At 67.4% G+C, this 23,355-nt stretch carries 23 protein-coding genes; 11 read left to right on the top strand and 12 right to left on the bottom strand.

Going from position 1 to position 23,355, the window contains the following annotated elements:
• Positions 1 to 75: 75 nt before the first annotated feature.
• Positions 76 to 804, bottom strand: a complete 729-nt coding sequence (locus tag EYS42_RS06445; RefSeq protein WP_130967018.1) for a TetR/AcrR family transcriptional regulator — start codon at positions 802 to 804, stop codon at positions 76 to 78.
• A gap of 134 nt (positions 805 to 938) precedes the next feature.
• Here EYS42_RS06445 and EYS42_RS06440 point away from each other — a divergent pair, with 134 nt between their 5' ends.
• The gene (locus EYS42_RS06440) at positions 939 to 2,396 is read left to right on the top strand and encodes a flavin-containing monooxygenase (RefSeq protein WP_130967017.1); all 1,458 of its coding nucleotides are present in this window, start codon (positions 939 to 941) and stop codon (positions 2,394 to 2,396) included.
• A 14-nt stretch (positions 2,397 to 2,410) separates the two neighbouring features.
• Positions 2,411 to 3,226, top strand: coding sequence for an SDR family NAD(P)-dependent oxidoreductase (locus EYS42_RS06435; RefSeq protein WP_130967016.1), 816 nt, complete (start codon positions 2,411 to 2,413; stop codon positions 3,224 to 3,226).
• Here EYS42_RS06435 and EYS42_RS06430 read toward each other — a convergent pair whose 3' ends face one another.
• From EYS42_RS06430 to EYS42_RS06390, 9 genes are all read right to left on the bottom strand, one after another.
• Entirely contained in the window at positions 3,227 to 4,522 is a 1,296-nt protein-coding gene (locus tag EYS42_RS06430; RefSeq protein WP_130967015.1) for an AMP-binding enzyme, read from the bottom strand.
• A gap of 10 nt (positions 4,523 to 4,532) precedes the next feature.
• Entirely contained in the window at positions 4,533 to 4,991 is a 459-nt protein-coding gene (locus EYS42_RS06425) for a hypothetical protein (protein WP_130967014.1), read from the bottom strand.
• Positions 4,992 to 5,014: 23 nt separating this feature from the next.
• The gene (locus EYS42_RS06420) at positions 5,015 to 5,401 is read right to left on the bottom strand and encodes a PAS domain-containing protein (RefSeq protein ID WP_245503529.1); all 387 of its coding nucleotides are present in this window, start codon (positions 5,399 to 5,401) and stop codon (positions 5,015 to 5,017) included.
• A 14-nt stretch (positions 5,402 to 5,415) separates the two neighbouring features.
• On the bottom strand, positions 5,416 to 7,260 hold the full coding sequence (locus tag EYS42_RS06415; protein WP_130967013.1) for an ATP-binding protein: 1,845 nt from the start codon (positions 7,258 to 7,260) through the stop codon (positions 5,416 to 5,418).
• A 79-nt stretch (positions 7,261 to 7,339) separates the two neighbouring features.
• Positions 7,340 to 7,972, bottom strand: coding sequence for an FABP family protein (locus EYS42_RS06410; RefSeq protein ID WP_130967012.1), 633 nt, complete (start codon positions 7,970 to 7,972; stop codon positions 7,340 to 7,342).
• A gap of 38 nt (positions 7,973 to 8,010) precedes the next feature.
• Entirely contained in the window at positions 8,011 to 10,305 is a 2,295-nt protein-coding gene (locus EYS42_RS06405; RefSeq protein WP_130967011.1) for an ATP-dependent DNA helicase, read from the bottom strand.
• 41 nt (positions 10,306 to 10,346) lie between these two features.
• Positions 10,347 to 11,042 (bottom strand): general secretion pathway protein GspB, encoded by a 696-nt coding sequence (locus EYS42_RS06400; RefSeq protein WP_130967010.1) that lies wholly within the window; start codon positions 11,040 to 11,042, stop codon positions 10,347 to 10,349.
• The gene (locus EYS42_RS06395; RefSeq protein ID WP_245503528.1) at positions 11,026 to 12,804 is read right to left on the bottom strand and encodes an ExeA family protein; all 1,779 of its coding nucleotides are present in this window, start codon (positions 12,802 to 12,804) and stop codon (positions 11,026 to 11,028) included. The genes EYS42_RS06400 and EYS42_RS06395 overlap by 17 nt, the downstream gene beginning before the upstream one ends.
• Positions 12,805 to 12,834: 30 nt before the next feature.
• The gene (locus tag EYS42_RS06390) at positions 12,835 to 14,055 is read right to left on the bottom strand and encodes a M20 aminoacylase family protein (RefSeq protein ID WP_130967009.1); all 1,221 of its coding nucleotides are present in this window, start codon (positions 14,053 to 14,055) and stop codon (positions 12,835 to 12,837) included.
• A gap of 304 nt (positions 14,056 to 14,359) precedes the next feature.
• Here EYS42_RS06390 and EYS42_RS06385 point away from each other — a divergent pair, with 304 nt between their 5' ends.
• The 3 genes from EYS42_RS06385 to EYS42_RS06375 are packed head-to-tail and all read left to right on the top strand — an operon-like array spanning position 14,360 to position 16,712.
• Positions 14,360 to 15,628, top strand: coding sequence for an ammonium transporter (locus tag EYS42_RS06385; RefSeq protein ID WP_130967008.1), 1,269 nt, complete (start codon positions 14,360 to 14,362; stop codon positions 15,626 to 15,628).
• The gene (locus tag EYS42_RS06380) at positions 15,606 to 16,352 is read left to right on the top strand and encodes a hypothetical protein (RefSeq protein ID WP_130967007.1); all 747 of its coding nucleotides are present in this window, start codon (positions 15,606 to 15,608) and stop codon (positions 16,350 to 16,352) included. The genes EYS42_RS06385 and EYS42_RS06380 overlap by 23 nt, the downstream gene beginning before the upstream one ends.
• A gap of 54 nt (positions 16,353 to 16,406) precedes the next feature.
• On the top strand, positions 16,407 to 16,712 hold the full coding sequence (locus tag EYS42_RS06375) for a polyhydroxyalkanoic acid system family protein (protein ID WP_130967006.1): 306 nt from the start codon (positions 16,407 to 16,409) through the stop codon (positions 16,710 to 16,712).
• A gap of 99 nt (positions 16,713 to 16,811) precedes the next feature.
• Here the strand turns inward: EYS42_RS06375 and EYS42_RS06370 are convergent, their stop codons facing one another.
• On the bottom strand, positions 16,812 to 17,081 hold the full coding sequence (locus EYS42_RS06370) for an acyl-CoA-binding protein (protein WP_130967005.1): 270 nt from the start codon (positions 17,079 to 17,081) through the stop codon (positions 16,812 to 16,814).
• Positions 17,082 to 17,129: 48 nt separating this feature from the next.
• A complete protein-coding gene (locus tag EYS42_RS06365) occupies positions 17,130 to 17,867 on the bottom strand; it encodes a TetR/AcrR family transcriptional regulator (protein WP_130967004.1) in 738 nt (245 codons plus the stop codon).
• 40 nt (positions 17,868 to 17,907) lie between these two features.
• Here EYS42_RS06365 and EYS42_RS06360 point away from each other — a divergent pair, with 40 nt between their 5' ends.
• The 6 genes from EYS42_RS06360 to hisD all read left to right on the top strand — a co-directional run bounded on the left by EYS42_RS06360 (position 17,908) and on the right by hisD (position 23,319).
• Positions 17,908 to 18,816, top strand: a complete 909-nt coding sequence (locus EYS42_RS06360) for an ABC transporter ATP-binding protein (protein WP_130967003.1) — start codon at positions 17,908 to 17,910, stop codon at positions 18,814 to 18,816.
• A complete protein-coding gene (locus EYS42_RS06355) occupies positions 18,813 to 19,586 on the top strand; it encodes an ABC transporter permease (protein ID WP_245503527.1) in 774 nt (257 codons plus the stop codon). The genes EYS42_RS06360 and EYS42_RS06355 overlap by 4 nt, the downstream gene beginning before the upstream one ends.
• Before the next feature lie 56 nt (positions 19,587 to 19,642).
• Positions 19,643 to 19,894, top strand: a complete 252-nt coding sequence (locus tag EYS42_RS06350) for a BolA family protein (protein WP_130967002.1) — start codon at positions 19,643 to 19,645, stop codon at positions 19,892 to 19,894.
• 89 nt (positions 19,895 to 19,983) lie between these two features.
• Positions 19,984 to 21,294, top strand: a complete 1,311-nt coding sequence (murA, locus tag EYS42_RS06345; protein ID WP_130967001.1) for a UDP-N-acetylglucosamine 1-carboxyvinyltransferase — start codon at positions 19,984 to 19,986, stop codon at positions 21,292 to 21,294.
• Positions 21,295 to 21,299: 5 nt separating this feature from the next.
• Positions 21,300 to 21,938, top strand: coding sequence for an ATP phosphoribosyltransferase (hisG, locus tag EYS42_RS06340; RefSeq protein ID WP_130967000.1), 639 nt, complete (start codon positions 21,300 to 21,302; stop codon positions 21,936 to 21,938).
• Between the two features lie 67 nt (positions 21,939 to 22,005).
• Positions 22,006 to 23,319 carry a histidinol dehydrogenase gene (gene hisD, locus EYS42_RS06335; RefSeq protein ID WP_130966999.1) on the top strand — a complete coding sequence of 438 codons (1,314 nt, stop codon included), beginning with the start codon at positions 22,006 to 22,008 and terminating at the stop codon, positions 23,317 to 23,319.
• The last annotated feature ends 36 nt before the right edge of the window (positions 23,320 to 23,355 follow it).

Below are 23,355 nucleotides of genomic sequence, written 5' to 3'. Positions count from 1 at the left end.
CTGTGGACAAGTCTGTGGGGTGGCTTGGGACAGCCCGCCACAGCGCTTTCAAATCAAGGGTTTACCTTGGCGTGGTCAAGCGTTGATCGTCGCAGGGGCCGACACCTCGGTCTGCAGGCGCATCCACAGGCCTTCGAACACCATCAGGGCGGCCGCGATGCGGTCGGCCTTGCAGGGCGGGGCGGCCTGCAGCAAGGCCTGGGTCACGATCTGCACCACCACACCGATCATGGCCTGGCCCAGCAAGCGGGCCTGCTGAGGCTGGGGTTGCCATTGCGGCAGGTGCAGGCGCGTGGCCATCAGCAACAGGCCGGCAAATTGCTCGACACGGTGGCTGTATTCGGCATCGACCCGGGCGCTCACGCCCAGCACCTCCAGCCAGCACACCCGGGCCACCCGCTGGTCTTCCACCATGTCGAACACGAGTTCCAGCCCGCGGCGAATGCCGTCGATGGGCTGGCGCGCCTGCAAGGAACTCATCAGGGTGGGCACCAGGGCGTGTTGCAGGCGGTCGAATTCGCGGTGGTAGACGGCCAGCAGCAGGTCTTCCAGCGTTTCGAACGATTCATAGAAGTAGCGGTCGGTCAGGCGGGCTTCGCGGCACACCTGGCGCACGGTGGCCTGGCGGTAGCCCTGGGTGCCGAACAGGTTCAGCCCGGCCTGAAGAAAGGCCTCGCGTCGTTGCGCCTTGCGGGCATTCAGGTCAATGCCACCGTAGGTGCGCGCTTGCGGTGGCGCCGATTCGGTCGCACCGGGCGGTGCGGGCACGCTGTCGGGGGCAGGGGCTCGGGCAGGACGGGGCATGGCGCCATTGTGAGGTGGCTTGTCGTCACCTGCATCCTCCTTGTCGTTGCGAGCCCCGTGTTTCAGGGGAATTTTTGTGATGACAAGTGTCGTCAGATGTGTATGATGCCGCCATCGTTCAGCAGTGGTCTCCCATGAAACAGCACCTCGTCCTCATCATCGGCAGCGGCTTTGGTGGCCAGGCCGCCGCGGTCAACCTGCGTCGCATCGGCATCGATGATTTCGCCATCCTCGAGCGCCGCGCCTGGATGGGCGGCACCTGGAGCCAGAACAGCTATCCCGGCGCGGCGGTCGACGTGCAGTCTCCGCTGTATTCGCTGTCGTTCGAGCCCTACCCCTGGACGCAGATGTTCGCCGAGCAGCACGAGCTGGTTGAATACACCAACCACGTGCTGGCCAAGTACAAGCTGCGCGAGAAGACCGTGCTGAACGCCAATGTCACGCGGGTGGAGTGGGACGACAGCCGCCAGATGTGGCAAGTCTTCACCGAGCACTCGGGCACCTTCCTGGCCAAGTACCTGATCAATGCATCGGGCCCCTTGAGCACGCCGGTGATCCCCAACTTCAAGGGCCGTGACACCTTCAAGGGCCACAGCTTCCACACGAACGCGTGGGACCACAACTACGCCTACCAGGGCAAGCGCGTGGCCATCATCGGCAGCGGTGCCAGTGCCGCGCAGGTGATCCCGGCCATCGCCCCGGATGTGAAGCAGCTGCACGTGTTCCAGCGCACGCCCCATTGGGTGCTGCCGCGTCCCGACCGCAAGTTCTCGCCATGGCAGCGCAGCCTGCTGAAGGTCAAGCCCTTGTACATGCTGCTGCGCCGGGCGATCTACTGGAGCCTGGAGACCCGCATGATCGGCTTCAAGTACTCCAAGACCATGCTGAACCTGGTGGCCCAGCGCGAGGCGCTGCACCACATCAAGAAGCAGATCAAGGACCCGAAGATCCAGGCGGCTGTCACGCCCGACTTCACCATCGGCTGCAAGCGCATCATCTTGTCGAGCACGCTGTACCCCGCGCTGTGCCGCCCCAACGTGCAGTTGCACCCCAAGGACGATGGCATTGCCGAGATCAACGAGAAGGGCATCCTGACGGCCAAGGGCCAGCAGATCGACCTGGACCTGATCGTGTACTCCACGGGCTATGACGCCACCGATGGCGTGATCTCGTACCCGGTGGTGGGCAAGGGCGGCAAGACGGTGCAGGACTTCTGGGCCGAGTACCCGCGCGCTTACCTGGGCACCTGCATGCCGGGCTTCCCCAACCTGTTCGTGGTGACCGGCCCGAACACCGGCATCGGCCACACCTCGGCCATCTTCGTGATCGAGGCGCAGATGGAATACATCCGCCGTGCCATTGCGGCCACCGAGAAGCAGGGCGCCCGCTCGATCGAGGTCAAGGCCGAGGCCGAACGCGACTACACCGACATGATCCACCGCGAGATGAAGCAGACGGTGTGGCAATCGGGCGGCTGCAACAGCTGGTACAAAAGCAAGAGCGGCCATGTGATCGCCATGTTCCCCGGCTTCTCGTTCACCTTCCGCCAGCTGGCCAAAGCGTTCAAGCCGGCCCACCACCTGTTCAGCTGAGACCGGGGCCCGCCATGCGTGACTTCCAAGGCAAGGTGGTGGTGATCACGGGGGCTGCTTCCGGCATGGGGCGTGCCTATGCACTGGCCTTTGCCGCCGAAGGCGCGCGGGTGGCCCTCAATGATTTCGACCCGGTGGGCCTGGGGCAGACGGCCGAACTGCTGCGCCAGCGGGGGCACACCGAGGTGCTGACCGCTGCCTTCGATGTGGCCGATGAAGCCGCCATGCAGGGCTTTGCCGCACAGGTTCAGGCGCGTTTCGGCACGGCCCATGTGGTGATCAACAACGCTGGCATCGAGGGGGCGGCTCGGCCTGCGTGGCAGACCTCGCCGGCCGACCACCAGCGCATCATGCGCGTCAACCATTTCGGCGTGGTCAACGGCACACTGGCTTTTCTGCCCATGCTGATGGCGCAGGGCGAAGGGGCTGTGGTGAATGTGTCCAGCATCATGGGGCTGATCGGCTCACCCAGTCAAAGCGATTACTGCGCCAGCAAGTTTGCGGTGCGCGGCTTCACCGAGGCCCTGATGGTCGAGCTGCATGACAGCCCGGTCACGGTGCACCTGGTGCACCCGGGGGGTGTGGCCACCAACATTGCGCGCCGGCAGGAAAGCCAGGCGTTTGCGCAGCGTTACCTGACCGTGCCGCCCGACCAGATCGCGCAGCGCGTGATCCGCGGCATTCGGCGCAACGAGGCCAAGATCGTGTGTGGCCAGGATGCCTTCAAGACGTGGGTGGGCTCCAACCTGTTGCCGCATCGCTGGCTGACCGCCGTGGTCTGGCACGAGATCAAGGGCACGCTGGACAAGGCCGCGTACCGCCTGCGCTGATCAGCCCAGGGGCCAGTCGCACAGCTTGCCCATGCCGTTGCGCGGCAGGGCCTGACCCAGCGTGATGTGCACCGGCCGTGCGGGGGGCGCCAGGTGTTGCCGGGCCCAGGCCAGCAGCTGCTCGGGCAGGTCGGCCGGGGCATCGGGAGTGGGCACCACAAAGGCCTTGAGCCGGGGCTGGCCCTGAAGGTCGGCCAGTCGCACGGTGATGTCCTGCACACCAGGCAACTGGGCCAGCCGTGCCTGCACCAGGCCCAGGTGCACGTTCACACCCCCCACCTGCACCGCGCCGTCCACCCGCGGCCCCGGGGTGAAGCAACGCGCAGTGTCAGCGTCGGCCGGCGTGTCGTGGGCAGATGCCCAGTGCAAGGTGTCTTGAAGGGTGGTGCGCCGTGGCGCTGCCTCAGGCGTCAGGCCCTCACGTTGCAGGGTCTGCGGTTCGCCAGGCACACGGTGCCAGTGGGGGAACAGCGTATAGGCCTGCTGGGGCCATTCGCGCCAGCCGATGCCGGCGGTTTCCGAGCTGCCATACACATGCAGCAGTCGGTGCAGCCCGGCCTGCAGGCAGGCATCGCTCAGCTCGGGTGGACATGGGGCGGTCGAGCTGATGCCCACCACGCCGTCTGGCCACTCGGGCGTCGCCCGCAAGGCTGCGCGCCACCAGTCGGGAAAGCCCACCACCACATCGCCCGGCGCCAGCTGGCGGCCCAGGCCAATGGGGGGCAGGCCGGCCAGGTCCAGCACGGGCAGGGGCTGCTCGGGGCGCAGGGCGTGCGGCAGCAGCACGGTGAACAGGAAGCCGTAGATGTGGTGGCTGCGCACCGCGCTGACCACCCGCCGGGCCGGGCCGATCACGGTGGCCATGGCACACATTTCCTCCCACAGGTGGGGCAGGGCATGCCAGCAGCTGCGCGGCGTGCCGGTGCTGCCCGAGGTGCGAAAGCGCAGGCGTTCAGGGGGCTGTTGCCAATGCGAGCGGGCCATGGCCTGCCAGTGCGCCCAGCGGGGCTGCTCGAACAGTGCCTGCGCCTGGGCGAGCTCATGCAGGCCCAGGGTGTCGGCCAGGGCGGTGGTGAGCTGCAGCAGCTCCAGAGAGTCGGCGCCCAGGTCATGCACCCAGTGCCAATCGGGGGGCGGTGCCTCTGGCCCTGCCCCTGTCTGGCTGGTGGGCAGGGGCCAGCCGCCGGGCCGCAGCTGGGCCATTTCAGACAGCAGCAGGTCGCGCACCAGGCGGTCGATGGTGGCGGGTGTGTGCCAGTGCGGGACGGGTGACGTACGTGGCAGGTGGGCAGGCATGGCGCAGGGCTCAGGTGCGCCAGCTGGCTTTGAGGTGCTGCAGCCGCACGGCGGCCGATTCGTCGGTGATCACGGCCATCAGGCTGTCGAGCACATCGCCCAGCATCATCAGCGTCACGCCCAGGGCCACCGGAGCTTCTTCGGGGGCATGGTCGGCTTCGGGCAGCGTGATGCGGTAGTTCTCGCAGACCACGCCGGCGCTGCCTTGCTGCAGTTGCACCAGGGTGCGGATGTCGGGCGAGGCGCGGTCGAGGATGGTCAGCAGGTTCAGCCCGCCGGTGCCTTCGCCAAAACCCAATGGGGCCAGCAATTGTGCAGCCATCGGGTTCATGAGGTCGATGCTGCCGTCGCGCCGCGCCTTGACCAGACCCACCGGCGCCAGGTGGATGAACTGGAGCAGGGCCCGGTACTCGTCGACCAGGGCGGCATCGCCAGGCAGGGGCAGATCCTCGCGGAGCACGGGGGACATGGCGGTTCCTTGGGTGGATGAGGTCAGCGGTGGATGAGCACGAAGCGCAGGGGCTGGTCGGGTTCGCTGAGCAGTCGAAGGCGCACCCGGGTGGGGCGCATTCGGAACGTCAGCACATAGGGCAAGGTTTCGTCCAGCGACTGCCCCGCCGCTTCGGCATCGGCAAAGCGGGTCTCGACCAGGTAGTTGTTCAGGCAGGGAGCCAGCTCCAGGAACACATGCTGTCCGAGCACGGAGTCGCGGTCGAAAAAAGCCATCTGGCTTTCATGCCGGTTGTAGCGCTGGATGCGGCCATTGGGCAGGAAGCCGATCACGCCGTAGGGGAGCTCGTCGAGCAGGTCGGGCGGACTCTGGTTCAGCAGCCGGCACAGGCCGGGGGCGTCGAAGTGGGGGAGTTCCTGGGTGCTCATGAGGAAGGTCTCGGTCAGGATGAGGAAGAAGATGCAGGCGCGACGTCGGGCAGGGGGCCCAGGTGCACTGAAAACGTGGTGCCCTGGCCCAGGGTGCTGCGCACGGTGATCTGGCCGCCCATGCGCTCGACCAGTTCCTTGACGATCACCAGCCCCAGGCCCGTGCCCGGGATGGGACCTGAAGGGTTGGCTCTGAAAAACCGTGTGAACAGCTTGTCGAGGTGCTCGGGCGCCAGACCGATGCCGTGGTCTTCGACCTCGATGCGCCAGCTGCCCGGGGTGGGGTCGGGCAGTGCGCGCACATGCACGGCCCCGCCGTCGGGCGAGTACTTCACCGCGTTGGACAGCAGGTTGATCAGCACCTGCTCCAGCTTTTGGGCATGGCCCCAGACCAGCGGGCCGGCGGGGGGCCATTGCACGTCGAAGTGGCGGCCACCCCCTGGGTTCTGCACCACCTGCAGGGCCTTGTGCATGACCCCGCGCAGGTCGACCGCGCGCAGGGGAAACGCCTGTTCCCCCAGGTGGTCCATGCGGGACAGATCGAGCAGGTCGTTGATCAGCGAGGTCAGGCGCATGGCCTGCGAGAGCACGGTTTCGAGCAGGGGGCGTTGCTGTTCGCGCGTGTAGGCGCGGCTGAGCAGCAGTTCGGTGAAGCCGCAGATGCTGCCCAGGGGCGTGCGCAGTTCATGCGCGGCCTTGGCCAGGAATTCGCTGTGGGCCTGCTGCTGCTCTTCGGCCTGGGTCACGTCACGGAACAGGTACAGCCGCTCGGGGCTGGGGCCTCCCAGTGGGTGCACGCTGACCTCCAGGGCCCGAGGGCTTGGTCCCCCCACGTGCCAGCATTCGCTGTGCCCAGCCTCCGGCCATGTCCACGGCGGCGTTGCGGACGGATTGGAGGGCGGCTGAGTGGCCAGCAGTGGCAGGTGCCGGGGCAGTTCGTCACGCGGGCAGCCCTTGATGGTGTCCAGCCGGGTGCCGAACAGGCGTTCGAAAGCCGGGCTGGCCATCTGCACGCATTGCTGGGCATCGAGGGTGAGCAGGGCCATGGGGTTGCCGGCAAACACCCGCTCAAGCTCGATGTGGCGCACCCATGCGGCCTCTTCGGCCTCTTTGCGCAGGGTGACGTCGGTCTGGAGGGCGAAAAAGTGCGTGACCAGGCCGGTGGCGTCGTCGCGCACCGGGTGCATCTCGACCTGGTTCCAGAAAGGGGTGCCATCTTTGCGGAAGTTGCGAAGCACCACGGTGCAGTCGCGTTGCAGGGCGATGGCCTCGCGCAGCTGAAACACACCGGCCTGAGCGCGGTCTGAGCCTTGCAGGAAGCCGCAGTTGCGACCGATCACTTCATCGGCGTTGTAGCCTGTCAGGCGGGTGAAGCCCGGTGTGACGTGCACGATGGGGTTGCCGGGCAAGGTGGCGTCGGTCACCACCACGCCATTGACCGAGCGCGTGAGGGCCGACTCGATGATCAGGCGGAAGCGGTCTTCACGCGGGGGCAAGGGCGCGGGCGCCGGCAGCTCGGCCCGGGGCCACAAGCGCACATACCAGCCCTTGGGGCCTCCGGGGGGCAGGCGCAGCCAGGTCAGCTCGCCATCGGGCCACTCCTGCGCACCCAGGTGGCCTGTGGTGCTGGCGGTCAGCCACGGCAGAGGGGCGGGTTGAGGTTGCCGGCCCGACAGGGCTTGCGCCATCAGGGACTGGTCGACCGCCCCCTGCAGGCCCAGCCAATGTCGAGCCGCCTGATTGAGCATGAGCCCACCTGGCAACAGGTCACACCACACCCAGGCAGGCCATGGCGATTGCCGGGCTGCGGTGTCCAGCGTCTGCAACAGCGCTTCATGGCGTTCCGTGTCGGGAACCATGCACAGGCCTCGCGATCAGGGGCGATGCCTCAGTTTGTAGCAGAAAGCCCTGCTCGGGTGTGAGGGAATTGTGGGCGTTTCAGCCTGCAGCCAACGGATTCGGCGTGGGCTCGGCCACTTTGCTCAGCGTGTTGCGGTCTCGGTGGTGGAAGGGCTCGGTCTGGCCCTTGATGGCCATGATGGTGTCTTCGTCGTAGCTCCAGGTGCCGTCGTCGTTCACGGTGACGGTGATGCGGAACTCGTCGGTGCGGAAGGCATGCGCCAGGAAGGGGATGTCGCTGATGCCGCCGCCGCTGCGGGTGGCCACCAGCTCGAACTGGCGGGCGTCCGGGCTGGCCTGGCCCATGGCCAGCACGGTCTGGCCACGCGGGATGGTCAGGGTGTGGATCACGGTGCCGGTGGCTGGCTCCCACAGCCAGTAGCCCACCTGCTCGTGGTAGGTCTTGACCTGCTCGGGCTTGGTGACGTGGGTGTGGTAGCGCAGGCCGTACAGCAGTTGCGGGCCGTTGGTGACGGGGTCAACCGGCTGCAGGCTGATGCGCTCCACATAGGCCTGCTTGCGCGGGCCATCGGCCTTGGGCTTGATGTCCAGGCCTTTGGTGCCTTCCCAGACGCCCGCCAGGGCGCGCAGCGGGCCCAGGTTGGCCAGGGTGTTCGTGTCGGCTTTGGGCTCGGTGTAGATGTCGGCGGGGAAGGTGCGGGTGTCGCTCATGGGGCAGAGGGGAGGCAAGGGCAGAGGTGACCGCCATGCTAGCGCGGCTTGGGCGCGCTCCACCACCCAGGCCACAAGGCCTGCACTCGCGCCTGGGCAAATCGGTCATCCATCAGGTGCAGCACGCCCTCGTCCTGCGGGGTGCGGATCACCCGGCCTGCGGCCTGCACCACCTTCTGCAGCCCGGGGTAGAGGTAAGCCATGTCATGGCCTTGCCCTGTGCCGAACAGGGCGTCCATGCGTGCGGCGAAGGTGTCGTTCACGGGGTTCACCTGCGGCAGCCCCAGCGTGGCGATGAAGGCCCCGATCAGGCGACTGCCGGGCAGGTCGATGCCTTCCCCGAAGGCGCCACCCAGCACGGCAAAGCCGATGCCCTGGCCCTGCGGTGTGAATCGGGCCAGGAAGGCGGCCTGGTCGGCTTCGCGCATGCCGCGTTCCTGCCGCCATTGCGGGATGTCCGGGTGCGCGGCCTGCAGGGCCTCGCCGGCCTGGTGCATGAACTCGAAGCTGGAGAAGAACGCCAGGTAGTTGCCGGGGCGCTCGTGCCACTGCCGGGCCATGGTCTGCACGATGTGCGGCAGGCTGCGCGCGCGGTCTTTGTAGCGGGTGGACAGCCGGTGCGCCACTTGCACCTGCAGCTGCTCAGCGCGGAATGGGCTGGGCACGTCCAGGCACACGGTGTCGTCCGGCAGGCCCAGCAGCCGCTGGTGGTAGTGCCAGGGCTGCAGCGTGGCCGAGAACAGCACCAGGCTGTGGGCGGCTTCCAGCCGCGGGGCCAGGTGCGGGCCAGGCACCACGTTGCGCAGCGTGATGCGGCTCAGGGGCTTGGGGCCCTCGTGCGTGGTGTGCAGGTCGATCAGGCTGTGGCTGCCAAAGCGCTCTGCCAGGGTCTGCAAAGGCCAGGCATTGAGGAAGAAGGCCTGGCGTTGCGGGTCGATGTCGGTGGGGTGTTCGGCCTGGTGCTCGCCCAGGGCCTGCATGAGCTTGACCAGCGCGCGGTGCCAGCCTTCGGGCCAGGGCTCCAGCGGGTGGTAGGCGGCCGGGGCGCTGCGGTTGAGCCGGGCCCATTGGCGCTGCAGGCCGTCGGCTGCCTTGCGGATGGCCTCGGGCTGCGCCGGCCTGCGCAGGGCCAGCAGCTCGGTCTGCTCCAGCGCCACCGTGTGCATGCCGCGGGTGCGGTCGACCAGGTTGTGGGCCTCGTCCACCAGCAGCGCCACCTTCCAGCCTTCCTGCTGCTGCAGGGCGAACAGCAGGGCGCTGAGGTCGAACCAGTGGTTGTAGTCGCCCACCACCACGTCGCTCCAGCGGGCCAGCTCCTGCGCGAGGTAGTAGGGGCACACCTGGTGGTCCAGGGCCAGGGCGCGCACTTGCGCCTTGTCCAGGGCGTGGCCCTGCATGGCCGACTCGACGGCGGCCCGGCGGGCTTGAGGCAGGCGGTCGTAAAAGCCCCGGGCCAGGGGGCATGACTCGCCATGGCAGGCCTTGTCGGGGTGTTCACATGCCTTGTCTCGGGCCACCAGCTCCAGCGCTCGGCAGGCGTGGCCCGGCAACTGCTGCAGGGTGTCGAGTGCCAGCTGGCGCCCTGACGTCTTGGCCGTGAGAAAGAACACGCGGTCCAGCGCCTGCTCGGGCATGGCCTTGAGCGTGGCGAACACCGTGGCCACCGTCTTGCCGATGCCGGTGGAGGCCTGGGCCAGCAGCACACGCCCTTGCCGTGCCGCACGCCAGCAGGCCTCGGCCAGTTCGCGTTGGCCAGTGCGAAACCCTGCATGCGGAAAGCGCAGGTCCTGCAAGGCGCGGTCGCGGGCGCGGCGGTGTGCGTGCTCCTGGTCGGCCCAATGGCGGTAGCGTTCGCACAGCGACTGGAAGTGTTGGCGCAAGGCCTGCACGGTGTGGGCTTCGCTCAGTGCCGTTTCTTCCCCGTCGTCGATGTTCAGGTACACCAGGGCGATGTCGAGCAGGGCGGTGTCGGGCAGTCCTTGCTGCTGCGCCCACAAGGCCCCGTACACACGGGCCTGGGCCCAGTGCAGGGCGCGCAGGTTGGCCGGCTGGTTGCTCAAGGGGCCACGGTGGGTCTTGACCTCTTCGATGCGCTGGGCGGTGGGGTCGATGCCATCGGCGCGCCCCCGCACCAGCAGCCCGGCGTGTTCGCCTTGCAGGGGCGCTTCGCGCAGCCAATGTGCCGGTCGGCGCAAGGCCACCAGCGCGTGCCCTGCCATGCCTTCTTGCGCCGTGGGCGAGGGCGTGAAGCGCAGGTCGAGGTCACCCGCGCGGGCCGTGAACTCGCACAACGTGCGCACGGCCACAGGGTGGGGCGACAGGGGCGTGTCCATGGGCAAAGTCAGGCCGAGCGAAGGAGCATGCTCGGCCGGGCTCAGTACTGCACGGTGTGCGTGTGGCCCTTGTAGCGGAAGGTGGCCGATTTCAGCTCGATGCGCTGAAGCACCAGGTCAGGGGCCACGGTGTCACCCTCGCGCAGCAACTGGCCATTGACGATCAGCATGCGGCTGGCGGCATTGTCCGAATGCATGGCGCCTCCGAAGCTCAGGCGCGGGAACTGGGCCTTGAGCTCCTCGGGCAGGGGGGTGTCGGCCGTGCGCTGGGCCGAAGTGGCATGCGTGGCAGGCCCGGCGCGGGGGCGTTCAGGGGGGGCGACCGGTGGAGCGTCCTGGAAGTGGCGCGGCAGGTCGCGGGTGTCCGGTGGGGGCACCAGCACAGGCGGCGGGGCGGTGGTTTCGGGCCGGGTGGTGGGCGGTGTGGCTTGTGCGGAGCGTGTGGGTGCAGACAGGGTTGCTGCCGAAGGGGCTGCTGGTGGCGTGGCCTGAGCCATGGCAGGTGCTGCCGTCGGTGGCGGCGCTGTGCCGGTGGCAGCGTCCTGACCTGACCACAGCAGCAGCCCGATCACGGCCAACCCCAGCATCATGATGATGCCGATCAGCAGGCCATGCCCACCTGCCTGAGGCTGCAGGGCCAGGGGTTCGGCGGGCATGTGCTGGGCATCGAGGCCTGGCACGTCGCCACGGCCCCGCTGGGCTTCGGCCTTCTTCAGCGCTTCAAGGATGTAGGACATGACCGCCTCCGGTGGTGAGCAGACGGGGTTCGGGCACGCCAGTCAGTCGGTTGATCTGCATGAAGGTCATGGCGCCGGCCATGCCGTCGGGCTTGATGCCTTGCGACACCTGGAAGGCTGTCAGGCGGCTTTGCAGCACGGCGTCAAGGGTTTGTGCACCTGTGGGGGGCTCGGTCTGCTGCACGGTGGCCAGGCGTTGCGCCAGCCAGTCGACCGCCGGGCCTTTGCTGCCGGGCACCAGCTTCTGGCGGTAGCCCTCCGGAGCCTGCCAGAAGGTGCTGAACTGCCCGCGCCACGACAGGGCCAGGGCGGTCAGGCTCACGGTCTGGGCCTGCTCACCAAGCACCAGCGTGGCACTGCGGTCGGTCAGGCCCGTCAGCAAACCATACACGGTGCGGCCGTCATCGTCCAGCAGCGTCAGCACCACCGGGCGCTCGAGCTGGCGGATCAGTGCGAGCCCCGCACTGCTGCTGAAACAGGGCAGTTGCTGCTTCAGGGCCTGCGTGCAGATGTTGCGCGAGGGCAGGTCACGCGCCCAGCGTCGCGCCAGGGCTTGCAGCGCGTCGTCTTCCTTGCGCCAGGGCGCCTGGCTCAGGTCGAGCCGCTGGGGCAACGAGGTGCTGGCGGCTGAGCCAGACAAGGGGCTGGTGGCGGTCGAGGCCGCGGGGGCAGCGGTTGACGCCCCGCGAGCGATCGGGGTGACCGCCGATGCAGCCACCGATGCGGCAGAGGCTGCCACTGCTGTGCCGGGGGCGCTGGCCACCGGGCGCAGCCACAGGTGGGGCAGACTTTCTGACCAGCGCTGAGGGTGCTGCACCGCCAGCACCGCGCCGCCGGCGGCCAGCGCTGCTGCGCCCAGCACTGGCCAGGCCCAGCGGGGCATGCGTTGGCGGCTTTCGGGTGTGCTCAGGCGTGCCGGCAAGCGGTCCAGGTCGAACACCTCGGTGGCGGCCTTGTCGACCATGGCCTGGCTCACGCTGCGCTGGTTCAGCGCAAAGGCCCCCAGCAGGGCCCGGTCGCAGAGCAGGTTGATGCGGCGGGGCACACCGCCGGTCAACTGGTGCACGCGCGCAGCGGCGCGGGCCTCGAACAGCTCGCTGTCGGGCAGGCCCGCCACGGCCAGGCGGTGGCGTATGTACTGCGCGGTTTCCTTGGGTGACAGCGCATCGAGGTGATAGCGTGCGATCACGCGCTGGGCCAGTTGCTCCAGCGACGGTTGCTGCAGGATCTGCCGCAACTCTGGCTGGCCGATCAGCATGATCTGCAGCAGCTTGCGCTCGCTGGTTTCCAGGTTGGTCAGCAGGCGCAGCTGTTCCAGCACGGCGGGCTCCAGGTTCTGGGCCTCGTCGATGATCAGCACATTGTTCTGCCCGACCGCGTGCGTGCGCAGCAGGAACTGGTTCAGGGCGTCGATGCTGGCCTTGTTCGAATCGGGCGTGACCGGCACCGGGATGCGGAACTCTTCGCAGATGGCCTGCAGCAGTTCGGGCACCGACAGCTTCGGGTTGAAGATGTAGGCCACATTGCAGCGCCGGGGGATCTGCTCCAGAAAGGCCCGGCACACGGTGGTCTTGCCGGCGCCGATCTCGCCGGTCAGCAGCACGAAGCCGCCACCGCCGCTGACGCCGTACAGCAGGTGGGCCAGCGCCTCGCGGTGGCGCTCGCTCATGAACAGGTAGCGCGGATCGGGCGCGATGCTGAAGGGCTCGGCTTTCAGACCGAACCAGGCGGTGTACAGGCCCTGGGTGCCGTCGGTGCTCATGCGCAATTCATGCAGGGTTCACGCAGGGCGTCACGGTTGCGCCAGCCAGCGCTGCGCCAGGCGCACCCACAGCGAGGCACCCAGCGGGATCAGCTGGTCATTGAAGTCGTAGCTGGGGTTGTGCAGCGTGCAGGGGCCCAGGCCGTGGCCGCCCTCGCGGTGCGTGCCGTCGCCATTGCCGATCACGAAGTAGGCGCCCGGCTTGCCCTGCAGGAAGAAGCTGAAATCTTCGGCGCCCATGGTGGGCTCGAAAGCCTGGACGTGCTCGGCGCCCACCACCTCTTTCATCACCTCGCGCACGAACTCGGTTTCGTGGGTGTGGTTCACGGTGGGCGGGTAGTTGCGCGAGAACTCGAATTCGGCCGTGGCGCCGAAGGCGGCGCACAACTGCTCGGTCATCTCGCGCATGCGGCGCTCGATCAGGTCGAGCGTGTCGAGGGTGAAGGTGCGCACCGTGCCTTGCAGGGTCACATGGTCAGGCACCACATTGGTGGCTTCGCCGGCCTGGATCATGGTGACCGAGATCACGCCCGTTTCCACCGGCCGCAGATTGCGCGTCAGGATGGTCTGGAAAGCCTGCACCAGCTGGCAGGCCACAGGCACCGGGTCGATGCCGAAGTGCGGCATGGCCGCATGGCAGCCCTTGCCCACGATGCGGATGTGGAACTCGTTGCTGGAAGCGAAGCAGGGGCCGTCTTTGATGGCGAAGGTGCCAGCCGGCATGCCAGGCCAGTTGTGCATGCCGAAGATGGCGTCCATGGGGAAGCGCTCGAACAGGCCATCCTTCATCATTTCGCGGGCACCGCCACCGCCTTCTTCGGCGGGCTGGAAAACCAGCACCACACGGCCCGCAAAGCTGTCGCGGTGCGAGGCCAGGTGGCGAGCGGCGGCCAGCAGCATGGCGGTGTGGCCGTCATGGCCGCAGGCGTGCATCTTGCCGGCGTGGCGGCTGGCGTGGGCGAACTGGTTGCGCTCGGTCACGGGCAGGGCGTCCATGTCGGCGCGCAGCCCGATGGCACGTGGCCCGGGCAAGCCTTCGATCACGCCGACCACACCGGTGGTGCCCAGACCGCGGTGCACCTCGATGCCCCAGGCGCGCAGACGCTCGGCCACCAGGTCGCTGGTGCGCACCTCTTCGAAGCACAGCTCGGGGTGGGCGTGGATGTCACGACGCAAGGCCTGGATCTCAGCGGCCTGGCTGACGATCTCCGGCAGCAGACGGGGGCTGGGGGGCAGGCTGGCAGCGCTCATGAACGGCTTCGATGGTGGCAACCAAGTGATCTTACCCGGGCGGACGGCGGCTGGTGCGCACCCCCTGGTTCGGGTGGGGATTCCCGCCGCTGGGGGTGTTCTGGTCTGCAGTTTGCTAACTGTGAACAGAAGTTTCCAAACATCCGCACAACGTGCGCAGGACCGGTGCATGAGACAGACACCTCCAACGTCGACAAGAACGGGCAGGGATGGCACACACACAACACCCTCAGGGACAGGACCCAAGCAATCACGGGGAAGCAGACGGTCGGCCATTCGGTGGCTGGGCTGGCTGACGGGCGCCATGGCCACTTCGGCCATGGCGTCACCGTCGGTACCGCTCACACTGGAGTCGATGAAGCAGTCGGTCGACATGCTCTGGCTGGTGGCTGCCGGTGCGCTGGTGTTCTTCATGCAGGCAGGCTTTGCCTTCCTGGAGTCGGGCATGGCCCGCTCGAAGAACACGGTCAACGTCATCATGAAGAACTACTGCGACATGTGCTTTGGCGCTGTTGCGTTCTGGCTGGTGGGTTATGGCCTGATGTTTGGCGCCAACCCGTCAGGTTGGCTGGGCACCACGGCGTTTGCTCTGCACCATGTGCCCGAGGCCGAATACGGCATGCTGTTTTTCCAGACCATGTTCGCCGCCACCGCGGCCACCATCGTCAGTGGTGCGGTGGCCGAGCGCACGCGTTTTTCGGCCTACATCATTGGTTCGGTGGTCATCACGGGCGTGATCTACCCGGTGTTCGGTGCGTGGGCCTGGGGCAGCGTGTACGGGGGCACTGGCTGGCTGCGAGAGATGGGCTTCATCGACTTCGCAGGCTCCAGCGTCGTGCACGCGGTGGGTGGCTGGGCGGCCCTGGCGGCATTGCTGTGTGTGGGGCCACGCCTGGGGCGCTTCGGGCCTGATGGCCGGCCCCGCCAGATCCTGGGCCACAACCTCACCCTGGTGGCCCTGGGGGCCTTCATCCTGTGGATCGGCTGGTTCGGCTTCAATGCGGGCAGCACGGCATCGGCCTCCGTCAGCCTCGGGCGCATCGCGTTGAACACCCACCTGGGCGGCGCAGCCGGTGCTTTGGGCGCCATGGCCGTGCTGGTGCTGGGGCGTCAGCGTGTGCTGATGACCAGCACCATCAATGGCTCGATTGCAGGCCTGGTGGGAGTGACCGCAGGTTGCCACGTCATGGAGCCGGCTTTTGCATTGCTCACCGGGGCGGTGGCCGGGGGGCTCAGCGTGGTGGCGGCCCAGGTGCTCGACGCCCTTCGCATCGACGACGTGGTGGGCGCGGTGTCGGTGCATGTGGTGGGGGGTGTGTGGGGCACGTTGGCTGCAGGCCTGTTCAAGGCCGGTGACCTGTTCAACCCCCATCAGTTGGGCGTGCAGGCCCTGGGTTGCCTGGTGGCTTTCGCATGGGCCTTCGGTGGCTCGATGCTGATGTACCGCGTGATCAATCTGTTCGTGCCCCTGCGCGCGTCCACCCTGGACGAGCAGCGGGGCCTCGACTTCACGGAGCACTATGAACTGGGCTACCCGGAATTCCAGCAGGATGCCGTCCACCGTGGCAAGTGAGCAGGCCGACACTGTGCAGGAACCCTTGCGCCAGGCCCTGCTGTGGGCACTGGGGGGCTACCTCAGTGAGACGCAGGCCCAGCAGGCGCTGGGGCTTTGGCGCGCCTCTCCCCAGCAAGCCGCCCAGGCTTCGGCGCTGGCGGGTCTGAGTCGATACTGCCGCAGCGTGGCCCAGCAGTTCGGCTTGCAGGGGCGTGAGGCCGAGTTGCACCTGCGGATCGTGCGGGCCATCCAGGCCAGCGGGGCTGCCAGGCCGGTGACCGACGTGGCCACCAGCGAGCCTGCTGCGCGTCTCGACAAGGTCGACACCCGGCCTGCGCCGCTTGAAGATGCCCTGCACTCTCGCAGCGCCAACGATTCGGTGCCGCCTGGCCTGGCCAATCTGGCGGTGCAACGTTTTCTGGAGGCCATTGAAACGGTGGTCGAACGCGAGTGCAGTGCGCAGTACACCCCTCAGCGCTGGCGGCAGGGTCTGCTGCGCCACACGGCCCGTTTCCCCAAGCACCTGCAGTTGCAGGTGGCTGAATGGCTGTGGGGCCACGTCGACAGCTTGCCTGGTGACTGGCCTGCCCGTGGTGCGGGCACCCGGCTGATCAATGCGGCCTATGTGGCCCTGGCTGAGTGGGTGGGCCCGGTGCGGGCCGACGCCGCATTCACCCAGATCGTGAAGGGCTTTGAAAACAGCGCAGATCCGACACTTTCTGGCGTGCGAAGGTATTTATAGTTCCGCATTGCAGGCGCTTGTATCGGCCTGTGCAGATCGAAAGGTACCTTCGCCATGAGCGACATCAAGTTTCAGCAGTCCCACACCCTGGGCTTCGACAAGGCCCGGGAGCTGGCTGGTCAGTGGATGACCGAGGCCTCACAGAAGATGGGGTTGAACTGCCAGTGCCAGCAGGGTGAGCAGGCCGACACCATCACTTTCGAGCGCATGGGCGTGAACGGCACCCTGGTGGTTTCGGGCGACGCCTTCGACCTGAACATCAAGCTCGGCATGATGATGTCGGCTTTCAAACCCATGATCGAAGCCGAAGTGGCCAAGAACCTGGGGCGCATCATCGAAAAGGCCTCCAAGCAGGCCTGAACCCTTGTTGGGTGTCACGCCCCGCCGCGGGGCAGCAAAAAGGGCACCCTCGGGTGCCCTTTGTCCTGGTGCAGGCGGGGGGGTCACCCCCACGCAGGCTCATTTCTTGAGCGAGGTCTTCAGCGATTCGATCAGGTCGATGTAGGCCTGCTGGGCGGCTTCCTTGGTCTTGCCTTTCAGGCCGGCCCAGGCGTCGTACTTGGCGCGGCCCACGAAATCCATCATGCCAGGGCGGTCGCCCTGCACATCGCCCACGCTGCCTTGCTTGAACAGCGAGTAGATCTTCAGCAGGGTGTCGTTGTCGGGCTTGGCGGGCAGCAGCTTGGAGTCGGCCAGGGCTTGCTCGAAGCGGGCTTGCAGGTCGGACATGGGAGGGCTCCTACGGTCTCAGTGAGGGTTTCGAAAACGGAGGGCATCTTAACCCCCGTCGCTCGCAAGCCACCATGGGTCGGGGCCGAGGGCCTCCCCCCGGCTGAGGTGTTGCTGCAGGGTTTGCTGTTCCGTTGGCGGCAGGGCACTCAGCAACAACCCCAGGGCGCGCCACACGGCCCGCTCCACGGCCTGCGCGTCGGTCGGCCGCAAACGTTCTCGGGGGTCGAGCGCACCGTCCAGTCCCATGCAGTGGGTCAGCGAGGCCAGCATCGGGCCCATCCACAGCCGCAACTGGGCATCGGTGGGCGATGCGCTGTCCCACGCCAGGGCTTGAACCTGCCCCTGCAGCCAGGCGGCTTGCCGCCGGAGCAAGCCGGGCAGTTCATCTTCCAGCACACGTTGTCGGGCGACCAGGTCATTGAGGTCGCGGAACAGGAACCGGTGCCCCCAGGCCGCCTGTGCCACGCCGCGACAGGCGTCGGCCAGGCGGACCAAGGCAGGGCTGAAGCCCGCCTCGGTGTTGAGCAGGGGGGGCGCAGTGCCGCCCGTTGGGCCGAGGGTGTCGTTCCGCAGCACCTGTTCCACCTGCTGCCGGTAGCGCTCGAACAGGCCCTCGATCAAGGCATCGCGCGTGGGGTGGTGGTAGAACAGGTTGCCCGGGCTGATGCCCAGCTCGGCGCACAGCTGGCTGGTCGAGACGTTGGGCTCACCGAATCGGTTGAACATGGCCAGCGTCACATCGAGGATGCGCTCACTGGTTCGGCGGGGCTTTTTGGCAGGCATGGGCGAAAGGGCCGGTCACTTCCTACAATTGTCGCCTCACATGAATGCCATCTCCTTCCAGAACGTCACCAAGACCTACCAGGCCCCGGGTCGCGACGTGAAAGCCCTGCAGGGCGTCAGTTTCGACATCGCGCCTGGCGAATTCTTTGGCCTGCTGGGCCCCAACGGGGCCGGCAAGACCACCCTCATCAGCATCCTGGCGGGGCTGGCCCGCGCCAGCGGCGGACAGGTGCTGGTGCAGGGCCACGACGTGCGCCGTGATTACCAGGCCGCCCGCCGCAGCCTGGGCGTGGTGCCGCAGGAGCTGGTGTTCGACCCGTTTTTCTCGGTGCGCGAAACCCTGCGCAATCAGAGCGGCTACTTCGGCATTCGCCGCAACGACGACTGGATCGACGAGTTGCTGGCCAACCTGGGCCTGAGCGACAAGGCCGAGGCCAACATGCGCCAGCTCTCGGGCGGCATGAAGCGCCGGGTGCTGGTGGCCCAGGCCCTGGTGCACAAACCGCCCGTGATCGTTCTCGACGAGCCCACGGCCGGCGTCGACGTGGAGCTGCGCCAGACGCTGTGGCAGTTCATCGCGCGGCTCAACCGCGAAGGCCACACCGTGCTGCTGACCACGCATTACCTGGAAGAGGCCGAGGCCCTGTGCCACCGCATCGGCATGATCAAGCAGGGGCAGCTGGTGGCGCTGGACACCACCTCGGCGCTGCTGGCCGGCACGGCCCACGCCATGCTGCGCTTCAAGACCGACGACGCCCTGCCGGCCGCCCTGGCGGCTCAGGCCCGCATCACCGGCCGCGTGGTGCAACTGCCTGCGCAAGACGCCCACCACATCGAGCGCCTGCTGGCCACCTTGCGTGAAGCTGGCTGCCGCGTGGAAGACCTGGAAATCGGCCGGGCCGACCTGGAAGACGTCTTCTTGAACATCATGCAGGGGAAGAGCGCATGAACCTCGCCAACAGCTTTTCGGGCACCATGCCCCTGTTTCGCAAGGAAGTGCTGCGTTTCTGGAAGGTCAGTTTCCAGACCGTGGGGGCGCCTGTGCTCACGGCCGTGCTGTACCTGCTGATCTTCGGCCATGTGCTGCAGGACCATGTCGAGGTGTTCGAAGGCGTGGGCTACACGCGCTTCCTGATCCCGGGCCTGGTCATGATGAGCCTGCTGCAGAACGCGTTCGCCAACAGCTCGTCCTCGCTCATCCAGAGCAAGATCACGGGCAACCTGGTGTTTGTGCTGCTGACCCCGCTGTCGCACCGCGCCTGGTTCCTGGCCTATGTGGGCGCCTCGCTGGTGCGCGGCCTGGCCGTGGGCCTGGGCGTGTTCGCCGTCACCGCCTGGTTCGCGCCACCCGGGCTGGCCGAGCCGGTGTGGGCCGTCGTGTTTGCCGTGCTGGGTGGCACCCTGCTGGGCGCCCTGGGCCTGATTGCCGGCCTGTGGGCCGAGAAGTTCGACCAGATGGCGGCTTTCCAGAACTTCATCATCATGCCCATGACCTTTTTGTCGGGCGTGTTCTATTCGGTGCACTCGCTGCCGGCCTTCTGGCAGGGCCTGTCGCACCTCAACCCCTTCTTCTACCTGATCGATGGGTTCCGGCGCGGCTTCTTCGGCGTGAGCGATGTTTCGCCCTGGCTGTCGCTGGCGGTGGTGGGCGGCGCCACCCTGGCCGTTTCGGCCCTGGCCCTGCACCTCCTGCGCATCGGGTACAAAATCCGGCATTGACCGCACAGCGCCCCGACGGCGCCTGCGCATTTCATATCTCGAAAGAATCAGCCCCCATGGCCAACCCCACGCCCGACGAAGTCAAGCAATACATCGCCGCCGGCCTGCCCTGTGACCACCTGGTCGTCGAGGGTGACGGCCAGCACTTTTACGCCACCATCGTGGCCGCCGAATTCGACGGCCTGACCCGCATCAAGCGCCACCAGCGCGTCTATCAGGCGCTGGGCGATAGAATGCGGGCCGAGATTCACGCCTTGTCGATGAAGACCCTGACCCCGGCCGAATGGGCCCAGCAAGGTCAGGCCTGAGCCGCACGGCCCCCTGGTCCTCTCTTTCAGCACCAACTTTTTCAAGGCGCGACCCCGCCGAGGCGGAGGCTTCGCGCCCTTTGCGCTTCATGGACAAACTCCTGATCCGTGGTGGCCGTCGCCTGCAAGGCGAGGTGACCATCTCCGGCGCCAAGAACGCCGCCCTGCCTGACCTCTGCGCCACCCTGCTGAGCGCCGAGCCCGTGACCCTGGCCAATGTGCCCCAGCTGCAGGACGTGAACACCACGATCAAGCTGCTGGCCAACATGGGTGTGGCCGTGCAGCGCGCCGCCGACCGCGGCGACGACCAGCACGACGTCATCACGCTGGACGCTGGCAAGGTGCACAACCCCGAGGCCCCTTACGAGCTGGTCAAGACCATGCGCGCGTCCATCCTGGTGCTGGGCCCGCTGCTGGCCCGATTCGGCCGCGCCCGCGTGTCGCTGCCCGGTGGTTGCGCCATCGGCTCGCGCCCGGTCGACCAGCACATCAAGGGCCTGCAGGCCATGGGTGCGCACATCGTGGTCGAGCACGGCTACATCGAGGCCCGTGGCCCCCTGGGTGCCGATGGCCAACCGGGCCGCCTCAAGGGCGCCCGCATCACCACCGACATGGTCACCGTCACGGGCACCGAAAACCTGATGATGGCGGCCACGCTGGCCGAGGGTGAAACCATCCTCGAAAACGCCGCCCAAGAGCCCGAAATCGTCGACCTGGCCAACCTGCTGATCGCCATGGGCGCCCGCATCGAAGGGCAGGGCACCCACCGCATCCGCATCCAGGGTGTCGATGCCTTGCATGGCCTGACCCCGGCCCAGGCCCACCAGATCATCCCTGACCGCATCGAGACCGGCACCTTCCTGTGCGCCGTGGGCGCTGCCGGTGGCGATGTCACGCTCCGTCGCACCGATGCCGAACAGCTCGAGGCCGTCATCGACAAGCTGCGCGAAGCCGGTGTCACGGTCGAGCCGGGTGCCGATTTCATCCGCGTGAGCGCCAGCGGTCGCCCCAAGGCCGTCGGTTTCCGCACCAAGGAACACCCGGGCTTCCCCACCGACATGCAGGCCCAGTTCATGGCGCTCAACTGCGTGGCCGAAGGCTCGGCCGCCATCCACGAGACCATCTTCGAAAACCGGTTCATGCACGTCAACGAGCTGATCCGCCTGGGCGCCAGGGTCGAGGTCGACGGCCACACCGCCGTGGTCACGGGCGTGCCCGCGCTGTCGGGCGCCACCGTCATGGCCACCGACCTGCGCGCTTCGGCCAGCCTGGTCATTGCCGGCCTGGTGGCCGAAGGCGAGACCCTGGTCGATCGCATCTACCACCTCGACCGTGGCTATGACCGCATGGAAGCCAAGCTGCGCGGCATTGGCGCCGACATCGAACGCGTGAAGGGCTGAACCCCATGATCACTCTTGCCCTGTCCAAAGGCCGCATCTTCGAAGAGACCCTGCCGCTGCTGGCTGCCGCTGGCATCGAGGTGCTGGAAGACCCCGAAAAGTCGCGCAAGCTGATCCTGCCGACCAACCGCGACGACGTGCGTGTGGTGCTGGTGCGCGCCACCGACGTGCCCACCTACGTGGAACATGGCGGTGCCGACCTGGGCGTGGCGGGCAAAGACGTGCTGATCGAGCATGGTGGCGACAACCTGTACCAGCCGCTGGACCTGAACATCGCCAAGTGCCGCATGAGCGTGGCCGTGCGCCATGACTTCGATTACGAAGCCGCCGTGCGCCAGGGCTCGCGCATCCGCGTGGCCACCAAGTACACCACCATTGCGCGCCAGCACTTCGCCGACAAGGGCGTGCACGTCGACCTGATCAAGCTGTATGGCTCGATGGAGCTGGCCCCCTTGACCGGCCTGGCCGACGCCATTGTCGACCTGGTGTCCACCGGCAGCACGCTCAAGGCCAACAAGCTGGTCGAGGTCGAGCACATCATGGACATCAGCTCGCGCCTGGTGGTCAACCAGGCCGCGCTCAAGCTCAAGCGCGAGCCGCTGCGCGCCATGATCGAGGCCTTCCAGACCGCCATCCCGGCCTGATGGCCCTTTGAGCCGGGGCTGACCCCACGCGCCACGTGCCTGCCTGTTTTCTGCGATCCTTGTGCCCATGACTGTCCAGATCCGCACCCTCGCCACCACCCAGCCTGACTTCGAAGCCGCCTTCCAGCAGGTGCTGCACTGGTCGGCCGAGACGGATTCGGCCATCGAAGACCGTGTGGGTGCCATCCTGGCCGACGTGCGCCTGCGCGGTGATGCCGCCGTGCTGGAGTACACGGGCCGTTTTGACCACGTGCAGGCCGACACCATGGCCGCGCTGGAAATGGGGCAGGCCGAACTCAAGGCCGCCTTCGACAGCCTGCCGGCCGTGCAGCGTGAAGCCCTGGAAAGCGCCGCGCGACGGGTGCGCAGTTACCACGAACGCCAGAAAGAGGCCTGTGGCCTGAGCTGGCAGTACCGTGACGAAGACGGCACCCTGCTGGGCCAGAAGGTCACGCCGCTCGACCGCGTGGGCATCTATGTGCCCGGTGGCAAGGCCGCCTACCCCTCGTCGGTGCTGATGAACGCCATCCCTGCCCATGTGGCCGGTGTGGGCGAGATCATCATGGTCGTGCCCACCCCCCGCGGCGAGAAGAACCCGCTGGTGCTGGCCGCTGCCTACGTGGCCGGTGTCACCCGCGCCTTCACGATTGGCGGCGCACAGGCCGTGGCCGCACTGGCTTATGGCACCGCCACCGTGCCCAAAGTCGACAAGATCACCGGCCCCGGCAACGCCTACGTGGCCAGCGCCAAGAAGCATGTGTTCGGCACCGTGGGCATCGACATGATCGCCGGCCCCAGCGAGATCCTGGTGCTGGCCGATGGCTCCACGCCGCCCGACTGGGTGGCCATGGACCTGTTCAGCCAGGCCGAACACGACGAACTGGCGCAAAGCATTTTGCTGTGCCCCGACGCGGCCTACATCGCGAAGGTGCAGGCCGAGATCGACCGCCTGCTGCCCACCATGCCCCGCGCCGAGATCATCCGCGCCTCGCTGGAAGGGCGCGGTGCGCTGATCCTGACCCGCAGCATGGAAGAAGCCTGCGACATCAGCAACCGCATCGCCCCCGAGCACCTGGAAGTGTCGAGCAACGACCCGCACCGTTGGGAGCCCCTGCTCAAGCACGCCGGCGCCATCTTCCTGGGCGCCTACACCAGCGAAAGCCTGGGCGACTACTGCGCCGGCCCCAACCACGTGCTGCCCACCTCGGGCACGGCCCGTTTCAGCTCGCCGCTGGGCGTGTACGACTTCCAGAAGCGCAGCAGCCTGATCGAGGTCAGCGAAGCGGGCGCCCAGGTGCTGGGCAAGACCGCGGCCGTGCTGGCCTACGGCGAAGGCCTGCAGGCGCACGCCCAGGCGGCCGAGTTCCGGCTCAAGCGCTGAGTTTCGGCGTGTTCCCCACACAAGTGAAACACACGG

Source organism: Aquabacterium lacunae (assembly GCF_004310865.1).
GTDB classification, from domain to species: Bacteria; Pseudomonadota; Gammaproteobacteria; order Burkholderiales; family Burkholderiaceae_C; genus Aquabacterium; species Aquabacterium lacunae.
Note: the sequence above shows the minus strand (reverse complement) of the source record. Positions and strands in the feature narration are given on the sequence as shown.

Excerpts from the sequence above, each read along its gene's own strand:
- EYS42_RS06350 (WP_130967002.1), top strand. The coding sequence starts at position 19,643 with ATGGCCAACCCCACGCCCGACGAAGTCAAGCAATACATCGCCGCCGGC.
- murA (WP_130967001.1), top strand. The coding sequence starts at position 19,984 with ATGGACAAACTCCTGATCCGTGGTGGCCGTCGCCTGCAAGGCGAGGTG.
- EYS42_RS06385 (WP_130967008.1), top strand. The coding sequence starts at position 14,360 with ATGGCCACTTCGGCCATGGCGTCACCGTCGGTACCGCTCACACTGGAG.
- EYS42_RS06415 (WP_130967013.1), bottom strand. The coding sequence starts at position 7,260 with ATGGTTCCCGACACGGAACGCCATGAAGCGCTGTTGCAGACGCTGGAC.
- EYS42_RS06370 (WP_130967005.1), bottom strand. The coding sequence starts at position 17,081 with ATGTCCGACCTGCAAGCCCGCTTCGAGCAAGCCCTGGCCGACTCCAAG.
- EYS42_RS06365 (WP_130967004.1), bottom strand. The coding sequence starts at position 17,867 with ATGCCTGCCAAAAAGCCCCGCCGAACCAGTGAGCGCATCCTCGATGTG.
- EYS42_RS06400 (WP_130967010.1), bottom strand. The coding sequence starts at position 11,042 with ATGTCCTACATCCTTGAAGCGCTGAAGAAGGCCGAAGCCCAGCGGGGC.
- hisD (WP_130966999.1), top strand. The coding sequence starts at position 22,006 with ATGACTGTCCAGATCCGCACCCTCGCCACCACCCAGCCTGACTTCGAA.
- EYS42_RS06425 (WP_130967014.1), bottom strand. The coding sequence starts at position 4,991 with ATGTCCCCCGTGCTCCGCGAGGATCTGCCCCTGCCTGGCGATGCCGCC.
- EYS42_RS06395 (WP_245503528.1), bottom strand. The coding sequence starts at position 12,804 with ATGAGCACCGACGGCACCCAGGGCCTGTACACCGCCTGGTTCGGTCTG.
- EYS42_RS06405 (WP_130967011.1), bottom strand. The coding sequence starts at position 10,305 with ATGGACACGCCCCTGTCGCCCCACCCTGTGGCCGTGCGCACGTTGTGC.
- EYS42_RS06430 (WP_130967015.1), bottom strand. The coding sequence starts at position 4,522 with ATGCCTGCCCACCTGCCACGTACGTCACCCGTCCCGCACTGGCACACA.
- EYS42_RS06440 (WP_130967017.1), top strand. The coding sequence starts at position 939 with ATGAAACAGCACCTCGTCCTCATCATCGGCAGCGGCTTTGGTGGCCAG.
- EYS42_RS06360 (WP_130967003.1), top strand. The coding sequence starts at position 17,908 with ATGAATGCCATCTCCTTCCAGAACGTCACCAAGACCTACCAGGCCCCG.
- EYS42_RS06420 (WP_245503529.1), bottom strand. The coding sequence starts at position 5,401 with ATGAGCACCCAGGAACTCCCCCACTTCGACGCCCCCGGCCTGTGCCGG.
- EYS42_RS06380 (WP_130967007.1), top strand. The coding sequence starts at position 15,606 with ATGCCGTCCACCGTGGCAAGTGAGCAGGCCGACACTGTGCAGGAACCC.
- EYS42_RS06445 (WP_130967018.1), bottom strand. The coding sequence starts at position 804 with ATGCCCCGTCCTGCCCGAGCCCCTGCCCCCGACAGCGTGCCCGCACCG.
- EYS42_RS06410 (WP_130967012.1), bottom strand. The coding sequence starts at position 7,972 with ATGAGCGACACCCGCACCTTCCCCGCCGACATCTACACCGAGCCCAAA.
- hisG (WP_130967000.1), top strand. The coding sequence starts at position 21,300 with ATGATCACTCTTGCCCTGTCCAAAGGCCGCATCTTCGAAGAGACCCTG.
- EYS42_RS06355 (WP_245503527.1), top strand. The coding sequence starts at position 18,813 with ATGAACCTCGCCAACAGCTTTTCGGGCACCATGCCCCTGTTTCGCAAG.
- EYS42_RS06435 (WP_130967016.1), top strand. The coding sequence starts at position 2,411 with ATGCGTGACTTCCAAGGCAAGGTGGTGGTGATCACGGGGGCTGCTTCC.
- EYS42_RS06375 (WP_130967006.1), top strand. The coding sequence starts at position 16,407 with ATGAGCGACATCAAGTTTCAGCAGTCCCACACCCTGGGCTTCGACAAG.
- EYS42_RS06390 (WP_130967009.1), bottom strand. The coding sequence starts at position 14,055 with ATGAGCGCTGCCAGCCTGCCCCCCAGCCCCCGTCTGCTGCCGGAGATC.